Below are 12,572 nucleotides of genomic sequence, written 5' to 3'. Positions count from 1 at the left end.
GCCTCGGCAGTCCGAAATGCGCTGATGTCGGTTCGAGAACGCGGTTCTCGACCAAAACTGGAACGTGTACTAGTCTGAGGCCGGTTCGTTGTCCGGAATCGGCACGGTAGGCAGGTAGAACTGTGGCTTATGTAATCACCCAGGCGTGCTGCAACGACGCCTCGTGTGTCGAGGTCTGCCCGGTCAACTGCATCCACCCGACACCCGACGAAGCACCCTTCGCGACCACGGAGATGCTCTACATCGATCCCGACACGTGCATCGACTGCGGGGCCTGTGTCGACGAGTGCCCGGTGGATGCGATCGCCGCCGACAACGAACTCACGCCGGCGCAGGAGCCGTATCTCGAGATCAACGCCGAGTACTACCGTCGCTACCCGATCGGACCGGACTGGCCCGAGCTGCGCACGCGCCGCAAGCTGCCCGCCGAGCTGGGCACGCTGCGGGTGGCGATCGTCGGCTCGGGTCCTGCGGCGTGCTACGCGGCGATGGATCTGGTGACGCACTCGGCGGTGCAGGTCGACATCTTCGACCGCCTGCCCACCCCCTACGGTCTCGTCCGCGCCGGTGTGGCCCCCGATCATCAGAGCACCAAGGGAGTCGGCGACCTCTTCCGCAGCGCCATCGGCCACAAGAACACCCAGTGCTATTTCAACGTCGAGGTCGGCACCCACATCACCCACGAGGAACTGCTCGCGCACCATCACGCGGTGATCTACGCCGTCGGTGCCGCAGGCGACCGCACGCTGGGCATCCCGGGTGAGGACCTCGTGGGCAGCCGCGCCGCGACCGAGTTCGTCGCCTGGTACAACGGCCACCCCGATTTCGCCGATCACACCTTCGACCTGTCTGCCGAGCGCGCGGTGATCATCGGCAACGGCAACGTCGCCCTGGACGTCGCGCGAGCCCTGGTGATGGACCCCGACGAGCTCGCGCGCACCGACATCGCCGAACACGCCCTCGAGGCGCTGCGGAAGTCGAACATCCGCGAGGTCGTGGTCGTGGGCCGGCGCGGCCCGGCGCAGGCCGCCTACACCAACCCGGAACTGCTCGCGCTCGGCTCGCTGCCCGGTGTCGATGTGGTCGTCGACCGGGATGAGGTCGAACTCGACCCGGTCAGCCGCGCGCTGATCGACGATCCGCAGGTCGAACCCCGCCTGGCGCTGAAGGTGCGGCAGGTCGAGGGTTTCGCGCAGCGCACCGCCACCGAGGGCAACAAGCGGATCGTGCTGCGCTATCTCGCCTCGCCGGTGGAGATCTCCGGCGACGGTGTCGTCGAGTCGATCACGCTCGAACGCAACGAACTCGTCGAGGTCGACGGTCGGCTCGAGGCCCGTCCGACAGGGGAGACCGAGACCCTCGAGACGGGGCTGGTGCTGCGCTCGATCGGCTATCGAGGCACCGCGCCGGCGGGTCTGCCCTTCGACGAGCGGCGCGGGGTCATCCCCAACGACTGCGGTCGGGTGACCGACGCCGAAACCGGAGCGCCGGTGCCCGGTGTCTACACCGCGGGCTGGATCAAGCGTGGTCCCAGTGGCGTGATCGGCACCAACAAGCAGTGCTCTGCGGAAACCGTCGAGAAGATCCTCGACGATTTCGTCGAGGGCAAGTTGCCCGAGCCGGTCGCCGACCGGGAGAAGCTGGCGGCGCTGGTTGCCGAGCGGCGCCCCGAGCACATCGACTACCGCGGTTGGCTGCAGATCGACAAGCAGGAGAAGTCCCGTGGTTCTGCGGCGGGACGCTCGCGGCTGAAGTTCGTGTCGATCGAGGAGATGCTCGCGGCCTCACGAATCGAGTCGTGAGCCGTCGGCCGTCTTCGAGGGCGTGACACCGCGCTGCAGGGGAACCCGGACGCATGGCTCCGCGGCACGCTCGGCCTCCGGTCGCGGCGTCGGGGTGATGGACCGGAAGAACCTGCGGCCGTGAACAGTCCGTCCGGAAGGCCGAGTCGAATGTGTCATCCGGTCGGGTAGCGTGCCGCCATGGCGATCTCTCTGTGTGTCCTGTTGTGGGCGAAGCCAGGTATGGCGGAGGCGATGAGTGCACATGAGGACTCGGTCCTTCGGCTCGTCGGCAACCACGGAGGTCGCGTCGTGCAGCGGGCCGTGACCGACGGTTCCGAGGGGCGACCCCGAGAGATCCACCTGTTGACCTTCGAGTCGCAACAAGCCCTGGATGGCTACCTGCAGGACGACCGCCGACTCGCCCTTGCAGGAGAACGTGATCGCACGGTCGCTCGCGCAGAGACGATGAACATCGAATTGCGTTGACTGTTACGCATTCCTCCTCTGGGTGCCTGCGCAGAATGGTGCAGCCGTCCGACGCAGGGTCAACCTCGATTCCGGGTGCTCCGAGCGTTCTCGAACATATCGGCACGCCCCTTACCCGGGGACGAAAAGAAATCGTCCATGATCACCGTGTTTCGGCAGGAAATGACATGAAGACTCCTATGACGATCCCGACTGCTCGCACAGTGGAACGGGTTGCATACGTTCGGAGTTCGACGAGGGTCACCGCGTATCGGATTTGTGTCTGTCCTGCGGGCGTGCCGGCTGCACCGAGCTCCGACACCACTCCTTGGCATCGGCGATCGGCGCGGGGCGAATGCTCGCCGAAGCGTCGACAAACCCCGACGACGCCCGTGACCAGGTTGTCGTGGTCGGAAACGCGATCGCCAATCTCCTGTTGTATGTCGCCGATACGCGCGGCGTCGCGGCGGCTCAGGAGGCTTGCGAGCACGGACAGATCCATTTCCACGGAGACTGGATCGCTGCCGGTCGACCGTGGGGTTCCGAGGATCCCTGAACGACATATCCGTTCGATTTTTCGGAGTCTCCCGAATCCCGACGGTTCGAAGATCTTCTACTCCCGCGGGCCGGTGATGCCGATCGACTTCCCACGGATGGGAATCGGGTGAAAAACAAGGGTGAAATGTCGGCGTGAACGCTGCCGATGTGTGCAGTGATCACGGCCGCGGCTCCTGGACAGCAGAACTCGAGGAAGATCCGGGACCGACTCGGTGTTGAGACGGGCATGCAGGTCGCCTTGTCGTTGCTGGACCGGTCCCGGACCCGGGACGGGCAGGCCGACGCTGCCGCGTTGCGGCAGACCGTGCACCGCGCGGAACTCGCCGAGGCCGCTGGTTATCGCCGTTTCTGGGTGGCCGAGCACCATGCTGTCCCCGGCATCGCCTCGGGTGTCCCGGCGGTGCTCATCGGCGCGATCGCGCACCGGACCAGCCGGATCCGGGTGGGGTCCGGCGGAGTGATGCTGCCCAATCATCAACCGATTGTCGTCGCCGAACAGTTCGCAATGCTCGAGGCAATGCACCCGGGGCGGATCGATCTGGGTGTCGGTCGTTCGCTCGGATTCACAGCGCCCGTGCGCGACGCACTGCGTACCCACAAGGCCGACGCAGACGACTTCGCCGCCGATATCGAAGAACTGCGCGGCTATCTGCACGGCACCGCCGAAGTGACGGTGCGCCCTCGAATATCCGATCCGCCTCCGATCTTCGTCCTCGGGACGGGGCAGGGCATGCGGTTGGCGGCGCGTCTGGGGCTGTCTGTCGTCGTCGCCGGACCTCTTCTGCGGCAGGGATCGGAACCGTTCGATCGTTACCGCGCCGACTTCCGCCCGGGCACACCCGACGCCGGGCCCTACGTGATCGTCGGCTTGGACATTCTGATCGCCGACACCGAAGCCGAGGCTCGGGAGTTGCAGCTTCCGGAGGCCTGGGCGATGGCCGTCTCGCGCGAAACGGGTACGTTCCCGCCGCTGTCCCCGGTCGACGAGATCCGCCGGCAACCGATGACCGAGCGACGGCGCCGCATCGTCGACGAGACCGCGAAGGACTCGCTCGCCGGGACCGAGGACCAGGTGGCCGAGGGGCTGGAGAAGCTGATCGCCTCCACCGGAGCGGACGAAGTGCTCAGCTCCGCCTCCACCTTCGATACCGCTGCCTTGCACGACTCCGACGCGCGGCTGGCCCGGATCGTCGGCCTCGGCTGACCGCCGGACCGAAGTCTCGAGCGTTCGCTCTGTGGCCGGACCATGCCATCGGCTAGGCGATAGGCTGGTGGTCCCAGAGCGTAGTGTCGCTGCGGCGGCGCCGATGCTCCAGCTGCTGTCGGTGTCTGTCCCGAGTGCACCGACTCTAGGAAGATGTGTTCATGGCCGACCTGAATCCTGACCCCCTGATCCGTAGGATGGCCGAACTCGCCCGTTCCTTCGACGGTGCCGGTGCGGATCTCGACACGACTCTGCAGCGAATCACTGCTGCGGCGGTGGAGCTGATTCCGGGCACCGACAGTGCAGATGTCCTCGTCATCACCGGCCGCAGAAAGTTCGAGTCGCATGCAGCAACCTCGAAGTTGCCGCCGCAGATCGACGCATTGCAGGTCCGGGTCGGGGAAGGGCCGTGCGTGGACGCCGCTACGGAGACGGTGTTCACCCGCAGCGACGATCTGGCTAGCGGAGTCGCGGTGGCCCATGTTCACCGCGGCGGCTGTCGACGCGGGGGTGCGCAGCATCCTGTCGTTCCGGCTCTATACCCACGACGTGGAGGCCGGGGCATTGAACCTGTTCTCCTCCGAACCGAATGTCTTCGATGAGGTGTCGATTCATATCGGGGAGGTACTTGCAGCCCACGCCGCACTCGCTTTCGTCTCGGCTCGTCGGCAGATGCAGTTGCATTCGGCGATCGCATCCCGGGATCTGATCGGCCAGGCCAAGGGCATGCTCATGGAACGTTTCGCTGTAGACGCCGATCGCGCCTTCGCGATGATGGTGGCCCTGTCGCAGGAATCGAATGTGCCGGTGCCGACCATCGCCTCCCGCATCGTAGAGCTGGGGCCGCAACACGACTGACCCTCATGCACAGGTGAAGTGCACGCTGCGGACTACCGATTCGACTCGATCACGCGTGCACTACCTTGCGCTGCCGCACACAGTTTCTCGATGGTGTCGTCGGCGACGACGTAGATCTCGCACCGGCACAACGCCTGCTTCCTGCTGACGCTGACCACGGTGGCGACCGCGCGCAGGAGCGCACCGCTCGCGGGTCGCAGATAGTCGAGGGTCATACCCGTCGTCACGATCGAAGGGCCGAGGGCCGTGCCGGCAGCGAAGGTGAGTGCGTTGTCCGCTGCATAGGCCAGAACGCCGCCGTGCGCGAAACCGAATTGCTGGAGCAGTTCCGGTCTGAGTGGTATCTCCAAGACCGCTCGTCCCGATTCGTACTCGACCAGGCGGGCCCCGATCAGGACGCTGAACGATTGGGACGCCAGAATCTTCCGGGCATCGGCGAGGGTGTGTATTCCGGCGGTCTCCTCGGACATGATCAGCAACGTACCTCGTTCCTCGTCGTCACACGGTGAACTACTGTGCGGATCCCCCTTCGGAAGCGATGATCGCGTGGAACTGTTCGCGCAGCGCATTTTCGAGGTCATCGATCTCCGGAACGAGATCGGGATCGACGGTGATCGTCACGGTCAGCGTGCCGGCATACGACAGTGCCACGAAGGCGACTCCGATGTTTCCCGTACCGACGATCATCGGAACGATCGAGGTGACCGGCGCCCCGGCGAGGGTAACGGCCGACGACGGGCCCGGCAGGTCGGACAGAAAAGTATTGACCAGATGTTGGCGGTTCACGAACCAGCGGAACACCCCGACGGCAGCGAGAATCCGGAAGAGTGGGCCCATCAGCGCAGCGGACAGACCTCGCACGCTCGACTTCTGGGCGCGGGTTCGGCGGGAGACGGAAACCAGCCGCTGGTGCGGGGTTCCCTCCAGCGGCACCCGGACGGGCATGACGCCCACCCGATTTCCCAATCGGCCACGCGTGGTCGCGGTGCGGGCGGACACCGGCACCGAGACGACCAATTCGGACGGAAACTCGCCGCGCGCGTGCAGGACCGTGGCCAGGGCACCACCGACCGCGACCAGCAGCACATCGTTGACGGTCGCGTGCCGTCGTCGTCCCGTCCGACGGACGGTGTCCAGATCCACCTCGACCGTCCTGAACGCACGGCGAACACCGGTGGGCGCATTGAACGAACATCGAGGAGCACGTCCGCCGGAACCCCGTCCGAGCTCCGCCCACGCATCGGGAAGACGAGCGAGGGCGTGCGGAGCTCGCCGCACACTGTGTAGACGTCCGATCATGTTGTCGGCGAGGAGTTCTCCCGTTCGCGGACTCGTAGAAGGTGGAACATCTTCGTACCTGGATGCCGCACTGTTCACGCCGTCGACGAGATGCGCGAGGATCGCCAGACCGCCGATCCCGTCGGCCAGGACATGGTGCAGGACCATCACCGTCGCCGTGTGTCCGTGCGGATCCGCGATGTCGGTGACGAGGAGCGCGCGCCACAGCGGCCGGGACGGAGGCAGCGGTCGGGTGAGGGCCTCCACGGCGAGTGCGATGGCGGCGTCCCGATCACCGGCGGCCGGGCACCGCACCTGCGACAGGTGAGCATCGATGTCGAAGTGGTCGTCGTCGAACCAGTAAGGCCGTCCGAGTCCGGGTGCAGGTCGGATCAGGCGTTGCCGCAGCCGTCGGATGCCGGAGAGCCGCTCGGCGAATGCCGCCCGCAGAGTCGCCGGATCCGAGCCACCCTCGCCGGCGAAGAAGATCACGGCACCGACGTGCAGAGGCACCGGCCCGACGTCGGAGGCGAGTTCGGTCAGGTCGCCGGGGCCGATGCGGTCTATGCGGCTCGAATCCGCCACCATTCGAGGATCGCAGACGGATGGGACGGAAGAAGCAGTAACCGCAGAGCGTCGTGGATGTCGATCCGCTCGGGGCGATGACCCGCGACATCACCTCGTCGTCGGGCTCGCGCCGCCGACGATGCCCTATTGCTTACGGCGGCGCAGGGGAGCAGTGTGGAACACGGGAAACGACCGGCGACGCCGTGTCGGCGCCGCCCCGAGGAGAGGGGGTGCCGATCGTGTTTGCACGCTCGACCACCATTCACGCCCATCCGTCGTACATCGACTCCGGGATCAAGCACGTACGTGACATCGTCATGCCGGCGCTGGCGGACATCGACGGCTGCCTGGGACTGTCCCTGCTGATCGATCGCGGCTCGGGCCGCTGCATCGCCACCAGTTCATGGCGGGACGAGGATGTGTTGCGCTCCAGCGAAGGCCTGGTCCGCATGCTCCGTGACGAGGCGGCCCGGATGTTCCATGCTGCCACGGAGGTGTCGCAATGGGAGATCGCCGTGATGCATCGCGATCATCATGCGACTCGTGGAGCCTGCTGCCGTGTCACCTGGGTCGAACTCGAACCGGCCCGACTCGATCGTGGAGTGGACATGTGGAAGATGGCAGCGTTGCCGAGGATGGAGGAACTCGAGGGCTTCTGCAGTGCCAGTCTGATGCTCGACCGCGCCACCGGCCGCGGGGTGTCGTCGTTGACTTTCGACAACGCACAGGCGATGGAGAGCAACGGAGACCGCATCGACGCCATCCGGGCCGAGGTGACTCACGCGGCAGACGCGAAGGTGCTCGATACCGGTGAGTTCGAACTCGCCATCGCGCATCTGCACGTCCCCGAACTGGCCTGAACCGAAACGGGGAATATGGAAAAGTGCTGCACTGCTGTGGATTCCGGCAACAAGTCCGTGCCGCGGCAGGGTGTCATCCGCCGTGTGGTGGCCGGGCATCGTCGATATCGTGACGGTTCTGCAACGACGGCAGTATCCAGAAACCGAAGAACATCACCAGCGCGACGGCAGCGGCGACTATTCCGGCGGGCATATTTGCGACGAAGCTGAAGATCAGCAGGACGACACCGACGATGGCCAGTCCCAGGACGGCGATACCTGCGATCGCCAGTCGTTGTCCGGTCGCGACGAGCGTGGCCAGGGCATGCTGCCGGAACAACAGCCGGTGCAGTCCGACAGGCGCGACCAGCAAGATCACCGCGGTCACCGAGAGAGCGACCGTGACCAGATAGATCACCTTCTGCGCGTCCGACAGCTCCTCGAATCGCTGCTGGAACGGCAACGTGAGCAGGAATCCGGTCAGGAGCTGAACACCCGTCTGTACGACGCGCAGTTCCTGCAGCAGGTTGTTCCAGTTGCGGTCGAGTCGCTGGGTCTCGGTTTCACCGCGCTCCCGGTAGTTCCATGCCGCGTCGTCGCGAGAGCCCGTGTCGTCCATACACTGACAATGCCCCATTTTCGAGGTGATCGAACACGCGCGACACGCCGGGGTCGTGCGGATGCGAAGAACACCTTGTAATCCACCGACCTGGGTAGACGCCGAACCGAGCGCTCTCGAATTGCTCCCTCGTTATCGTCCTGTATCTAATGAACGGGTACGAGCGCGCCGCGGAGGGGGAAAGAGGACGCGGCGCAACGCTGAACGATGGGTTGTGGAATGTTCGAAAAGCAAGCTTTGTCGAACCGTCGCCGCACGGGCCGCCGATCCGCGCGGATCGGTGCTGCATTCGTAGGCGCAGCCGCCGTGGCACTGGCCACCGCCGGCCCTGCGAGCGCGGCACCGCTGTGGCCCGGTGGGCCCGAGGTCCCGAGTGTCCAGGAGCTGATCGAAGGACTCACCCCGCCCGGGGTGACGCCGCCGCAGCTCGTTCCCGAGCCGGCCGCACCGTTCTCCGCTCCGTCCGTCAACCCGTCGAACGGGGAGACGGTGGGTGTCGCACAGCCGATCATCATCCGGTTCGACGAGGCCGTCGGAGATCGTGCAGCCGCCGAACGCGCCATCCGCATCACCTCGCAGCCGCCCGTCGACGGGCACTTCTACTGGGCGTCGAACACGCAGGTCCGGTGGAAGCCGTTCGAGTTCTGGCCCGCGAACACCGCGGTCACCGTGAAGGCCGGCGACGCGCAGTCGTCGTTCACCATCGGCGACGCACTGGTGACGGTGGCGGACGACAACACCAAGACGATCACCGTCACCCGCAACGGTGAGGTCGTCCGCACCATGCCGACGTCCTTCGGCAAGCCCGGTCACGACACCCCGAACGGCACCTACATCGTCGGTGAGAAGTACCGCGACATGTACATGGACTCGTCGACCTACGGAGTTCCTGTCGACAGCCCCGAGGGCTACCGCACCTACGTCGAGTACGCGACGCGGATGTCCAACAGCGGAATCTTCCTTCATGCCGCTCCGTGGTCGGTCGGCGCGCAGGGCAACACCAACGTCAGCCACGGTTGCCTCAACGTGAGCACCGAGGACGGAAAGTGGTTCTTCGAGAACGCGAAGAAGGGCGACCCGGTGATCGTGCAGAACACCGCCGGTGGAACCCTCAACGGCTGGGACGGTCTGGGCGACTGGAATCTCTGATCCTCCGTCGCCCGACCCGATCTCCGTCGCACTGACGGCAGGCTTTCCGACGCCCCCTGCTCTCCGGTTCGTTTCATCCGGAAAGAGCAGGGGGCGTCGGCTTTTCGATTCTGCTAGGTGGCCACCAGGTCGTCGATCTGGTTGATGGCGGACGAAGCGCCCTCGACCACGCCCATGTCCAGTACCTGCTGGAGTGCTTCGGCGCTCTCGTAGGTGCTGACGTAGATTGCGCGCGTGCCGCCTTCGAACTCTTCGAAGTTGTAGATGCTCCGCGAGACGGGCAGTTCCGGCTTCGGGGTGAAGTCCGGCTCCGCGAAACCGTCGAGGAACGAGAAACTCGTCGGTTCGTCGACGGCCGTGATATCCCAGTAGCCGGCGTACTTCTCGCCGTCGGGGCCGGTCATGTAGTAGGTGGTGCGGGTGCCGGGCTTCAGATTGTGGTCGACCACCGTCGCGGGGAAGGTCGGGGGTCCCCAGATCTTCTCCAGCTGACGGGGATCGGCGTAGACCTGCCAGATGCGGGACACCGGGGCGGCGAACTCGGCGGTGATGGTCAGGGTCAGCTTGTCGGGGTCGTGCCGGACGTCGGTTACAGGCATTTCTCAGCCTTCCTCGGAGGATTCGGATGCGATGAGTTCGTCGATGCGCGCGATGCGACCGCGCCAGACCTGCTCCAGCTCGGTGAGCATGGACGCCACCGACCGCACTGCCGTCACGTCACCACTGGCCAACTGCTCGCGACCGCTGCGTCGCTTCACGAGCAGGCCGGCCTTCTCCAGCACGGCGACGTGCTTCTGTACTGCGGCGAAGGACATGTCGTAGTTCGCCGCGAGAGCGGACACCGAGTGTTCGCCGGCCAGCACGCGTCGCATGATGTCGCGCCGGGTCCGGTCGGAGAGCGCGTGGAACAGGGCGTCGGCCCGGTCCTCGTCGTCTCCGCTCACAGCTCCAAATGTACAACCGAATGGTTGTATGTCAAGACTTCGGGGCGATGACGAGCCGGTCGCCGTAGGGTGCGCGATGCTCCTCGTCGAGATCGTCGTCGGTGACGATGGACGTGATCTCGTCGAGGCTCGCGACCCGGGCGAGCGCACGCTCTCCGAACTTCGAATGGTCCGTCACCACGATCGTCTTCTCGGCCGACCGGATCATCGCCCGTTTGATCGGGATCTCCAGCGTGTTGGTGTTCGTGACGCCGGCGGTGGGGTGCACGGCGTCGGCGCCGAGGAACGCCCAGTCGGCCGAATAGTCCGAGAGGAACCGCACGGCGTGGTCCCCGACCAGGGTGTACACCGAGCCGAGGAGTTCGCCCCCGGACACGAGAAGCCGGACATCCGGGAATGCCGCAACGTATTTCGCGATACGCAGGTCGTTGGTGAGTACCGTCAGCGACGCCTTGTGCCGCAGTGCCACGGCCACCTCGTACGTGGTGGATCCGCTGTCGAGCACCACACTGTCGCCGTCCGACACCATGGCGGACGCAACCGCTGCGATGGCCGCTTTCTCCTCGCGACGCACGTCCTTCTTGAGCGCGTACGGCACCTCGAGACCCGCGCCCTCGACCGCTCGGGCACCCCCGTGCGTGCGTTCGACCTTCCCTTCGCGGGCGAGCGCATCGAGATCTCGACGGATCGTGGACGCGTCGACGCCGAGATCGGCCGAGAGGGTCTTCGCATCGATATATCCGTCGGCGAGGATTCGGTGGAAGATCTCACGTCGCCGTGCGGTCGCTGACACGATTGCTCCTAGGGCTCTGGGCACTCGAATTTCTGGGTACTCGGACGCCGTGGTCGGGGTCGGTGCACGACCATAACGCACAGGCGACACACCTTTGCGTGGATATTGACACTGTCTGCGCTCAGTGTGCATGATTTCGTGCAGGATTTGCTCGATTGTGCGTGATCGTTTCGCTGGCACCACGTTGTTCGGAGGTTGCACGGTAATGCTGAAGTTGGGATACAAGGCGTCTGCGGAGCAGTTCGGCCCGCGCGAGCTGGTCGAACTGGGAGTGCTGGCCGAGCGGCACGGGATGGATTCGGCGACAGTGTCGGATCACTTCCAGCCGTGGCGGCACAACGGAGGGCACGCGCCCTTCTCGCTGGCGTGGATGACCGCCGTGGGGGAGCGCACCGAGCGGTTGCAGCTCGGGACCTCGGTGCTGACCCCGACGTTCCGGTACAACCCGGCGGTGATCGCGCAGGCCTTCGCGACGATGGGTTGTCTGTATCCGGGGCGGATCTTCCTCGGTGTCGGTACCGGTGAGGCGCTCAACGAGATCGCCACCGGCTATGCCGGGGAGTGGCCGGAGTTCAAGGAACGTTTCGCCCGGCTGCGCGAGTCGGTGCGGCTGATGCGTGAACTGTGGCGCGGGGACCGGGTCGATTTCGAGGGGGAGTACTACACCACGAAGGGCGCGTCGATCTACGACGTACCCGAGCAGGGCATTCCGGTCTATATCGCCGCCGGTGGCCCGGTGGTGGCGCGGTATGCGGGGCGGGCGGGGGACGGGTTCATCTGCACCTCGGGCAAGGGTATGGATCTCTACACCGACAAACTGCTGCCGGCGGTGGCGGAGGGAGCGGAGAAGGCCGAGCGCGACGTGAACCGGATCGACAAGATGATCGAGATCAAGATCTCGTACGACACCGACCCCGAGCTGGCGTTGGAGAACACGCGGTTCTGGGCGCCGCTGTCGCTCACGCCGGAACAGAAGCACAGCATCGACGATCCGATGGAGATGGAAGCGGCGGCCGATGCGTTGCCGATCGAGCAGGTCGCCAAGCGGTGGATCGTGGCGTCGGATCCGGACGAGGCGGTCGAGCAGGTCAAGGCATATGTCGATGCCGGGTTGAATCATCTCGTGTTCCACGCGCCGGGCCATGATCAGAAGCGGTTCCTGGAACTGTTCGAACGCGACCTCGCACCGCGCCTGCGCGCCCTGGCGTGATGAAAGACCTCGGCAGAAACATGGATACGGAAACGCGAGATGTGACGACCACGAAGGCCTGGCAAGCCCTCGAAGCTCACCGGGACGAGATCGCCGCGGTGTCCCTGCGGGAGCTGTTCGCGATCGAGCCGCAGCGGATACAGGCGTTGACCGCACACGCCGGGGATCTGGTGGTCGACTTCAGCAAACAGCGTCTCACCGCCCGCACTCTCGAACTGCTCCTCCAGCTCGCCGAGCAGACGGGTGTGGCCGCCGCCCGCGAGGCGATGCTCGCCGGTGAGCACATCAACAGCACCGAAGACCG

14 protein-coding genes and 1 pseudogene are annotated in these 12,572 nt (G+C 65.5%); 9 read left to right on the top strand and 6 right to left on the bottom strand.

From position 1 onward, the window contains the following. Positions 1-122: 122 nt before the first annotated feature. From PV766_RS11075 to PV766_RS11055, 5 genes are all read left to right on the top strand, one after another. Positions 123-1,802, top strand: coding sequence for an FAD-dependent oxidoreductase (locus PV766_RS11075; RefSeq protein ID WP_421097037.1), 1,680 nt, complete (start codon positions 123-125; stop codon positions 1,800-1,802). A gap of 180 nt (positions 1,803-1,982) precedes the next feature. Next, entirely contained in the window at positions 1,983-2,270 is a 288-nt protein-coding gene (locus tag PV766_RS11070) for a hypothetical protein (protein WP_129975589.1), read from the top strand. Between the two features lie 307 nt (positions 2,271-2,577). After that, a complete protein-coding gene (locus tag PV766_RS11065; RefSeq protein ID WP_421097036.1) occupies positions 2,578-2,805 on the top strand; it encodes a hypothetical protein in 228 nt (75 codons plus the stop codon). A gap of 228 nt (positions 2,806-3,033) precedes the next feature. Beyond that, positions 3,034-4,011, top strand: a complete 978-nt coding sequence (locus PV766_RS11060; protein WP_421097035.1) for an MsnO8 family LLM class oxidoreductase — start codon at positions 3,034-3,036, stop codon at positions 4,009-4,011. Positions 4,012-4,491: 480 nt separating this feature from the next. Continuing rightward, entirely contained in the window at positions 4,492-4,869 is a 378-nt protein-coding gene (locus PV766_RS11055; protein ID WP_421097034.1) for a GAF and ANTAR domain-containing protein, read from the top strand. A gap of 32 nt (positions 4,870-4,901) precedes the next feature. Here the strand turns inward: PV766_RS11055 and PV766_RS11050 are convergent, their stop codons facing one another. Both PV766_RS11050 and PV766_RS11045 read right to left on the bottom strand, forming a co-directional pair. Beyond that, the gene (locus PV766_RS11050; RefSeq protein WP_421097033.1) at positions 4,902-5,339 is read right to left on the bottom strand and encodes a PaaI family thioesterase; all 438 of its coding nucleotides are present in this window, start codon (positions 5,337-5,339) and stop codon (positions 4,902-4,904) included. 40 nt (positions 5,340-5,379) lie between these two features. Continuing rightward, positions 5,380-6,735, bottom strand: coding sequence for a wax ester/triacylglycerol synthase domain-containing protein (locus PV766_RS11045; RefSeq protein ID WP_421097032.1), 1,356 nt, complete (start codon positions 6,733-6,735; stop codon positions 5,380-5,382). A 209-nt stretch (positions 6,736-6,944) separates the two neighbouring features. Here PV766_RS11045 and PV766_RS11040 point away from each other — a divergent pair, with 209 nt between their 5' ends. Beyond that, entirely contained in the window at positions 6,945-7,574 is a 630-nt protein-coding gene (locus PV766_RS11040; RefSeq protein ID WP_421097031.1) for a hypothetical protein, read from the top strand. A gap of 73 nt (positions 7,575-7,647) precedes the next feature. Here PV766_RS11040 and PV766_RS11035 read toward each other — a convergent pair whose 3' ends face one another. After that, a complete protein-coding gene (locus PV766_RS11035; protein ID WP_421097030.1) occupies positions 7,648-8,172 on the bottom strand; it encodes a DUF6328 family protein in 525 nt (174 codons plus the stop codon). 219 nt (positions 8,173-8,391) lie between these two features. Between PV766_RS11035 and PV766_RS11030 the strand changes: the two genes are divergently transcribed. After that, positions 8,392-9,321 carry a L,D-transpeptidase gene (locus tag PV766_RS11030; RefSeq protein ID WP_064065242.1) on the top strand — a complete coding sequence of 310 codons (930 nt, stop codon included), beginning with the start codon at positions 8,392-8,394 and terminating at the stop codon, positions 9,319-9,321. 113 nt (positions 9,322-9,434) lie between these two features. Here the strand turns inward: PV766_RS11030 and PV766_RS11025 are convergent, their stop codons facing one another. From PV766_RS11025 to PV766_RS11015, 3 genes are read right to left on the bottom strand one after another with little or no spacing between them, the layout of a single operon-like run. Further along, positions 9,435-9,920: an SRPBCC family protein gene (locus tag PV766_RS11025; RefSeq protein WP_064065243.1), complete on the bottom strand. Its 486-nt coding sequence runs from the start codon at positions 9,918-9,920 to the stop codon at positions 9,435-9,437. Positions 9,921-9,923: 3 nt separating this feature from the next. Then, positions 9,924-10,265 carry an ArsR/SmtB family transcription factor gene (locus tag PV766_RS11020; RefSeq protein WP_064065244.1) on the bottom strand — a complete coding sequence of 114 codons (342 nt, stop codon included), beginning with the start codon at positions 10,263-10,265 and terminating at the stop codon, positions 9,924-9,926. A 31-nt stretch (positions 10,266-10,296) separates the two neighbouring features. Beyond that, a complete protein-coding gene (locus tag PV766_RS11015) occupies positions 10,297-11,058 on the bottom strand; it encodes a DeoR/GlpR family DNA-binding transcription regulator (protein ID WP_129975604.1) in 762 nt (253 codons plus the stop codon). A gap of 205 nt (positions 11,059-11,263) precedes the next feature. Between PV766_RS11015 and fgd the strand changes: the two genes are divergently transcribed. Together fgd and PV766_RS11005 are read left to right on the top strand one after the other, a co-directional pair. Continuing rightward, a complete protein-coding gene (gene fgd / locus PV766_RS11010; RefSeq protein ID WP_064065246.1) occupies positions 11,264-12,268 on the top strand; it encodes a glucose-6-phosphate dehydrogenase (coenzyme-F420) in 1,005 nt (334 codons plus the stop codon). A gap of 41 nt (positions 12,269-12,309) precedes the next feature. Continuing rightward, positions 12,310-12,572, top strand: a pseudogene (locus PV766_RS11005) (glucose-6-phosphate isomerase); the annotation flags it as partial.

The sequence above is a fragment of the Rhodococcus sp. As11 genome (assembly GCF_048957735.1).
Classification (GTDB): Bacteria; Actinomycetota; Actinomycetes; order Mycobacteriales; family Mycobacteriaceae; genus Rhodococcus; species Rhodococcus gordoniae.
Note: the sequence above shows the minus strand (reverse complement) of the source record. Positions and strands in the feature narration are given on the sequence as shown.

Excerpts from the sequence above, each read along its gene's own strand:
- PV766_RS11070 (WP_129975589.1), top strand. The coding sequence starts at position 1,983 with ATGGCGATCTCTCTGTGTGTCCTGTTGTGGGCGAAGCCAGGTATGGCG.
- PV766_RS11060 (WP_421097035.1), top strand. The coding sequence starts at position 3,034 with ATGCAGGTCGCCTTGTCGTTGCTGGACCGGTCCCGGACCCGGGACGGG.
- PV766_RS11055 (WP_421097034.1), top strand. The coding sequence starts at position 4,492 with ATGTTCACCGCGGCGGCTGTCGACGCGGGGGTGCGCAGCATCCTGTCG.
- PV766_RS11050 (WP_421097033.1), bottom strand. The coding sequence starts at position 5,339 with ATGTCCGAGGAGACCGCCGGAATACACACCCTCGCCGATGCCCGGAAG.
- PV766_RS11045 (WP_421097032.1), bottom strand. The coding sequence starts at position 6,735 with ATGGTGGCGGATTCGAGCCGCATAGACCGCATCGGCCCCGGCGACCTG.
- PV766_RS11035 (WP_421097030.1), bottom strand. The coding sequence starts at position 8,172 with ATGGACGACACGGGCTCTCGCGACGACGCGGCATGGAACTACCGGGAG.
- PV766_RS11030 (WP_064065242.1), top strand. The coding sequence starts at position 8,392 with ATGTTCGAAAAGCAAGCTTTGTCGAACCGTCGCCGCACGGGCCGCCGA.
- PV766_RS11025 (WP_064065243.1), bottom strand. The coding sequence starts at position 9,920 with ATGCCTGTAACCGACGTCCGGCACGACCCCGACAAGCTGACCCTGACC.
- fgd (WP_064065246.1), top strand. The coding sequence starts at position 11,264 with ATGCTGAAGTTGGGATACAAGGCGTCTGCGGAGCAGTTCGGCCCGCGC.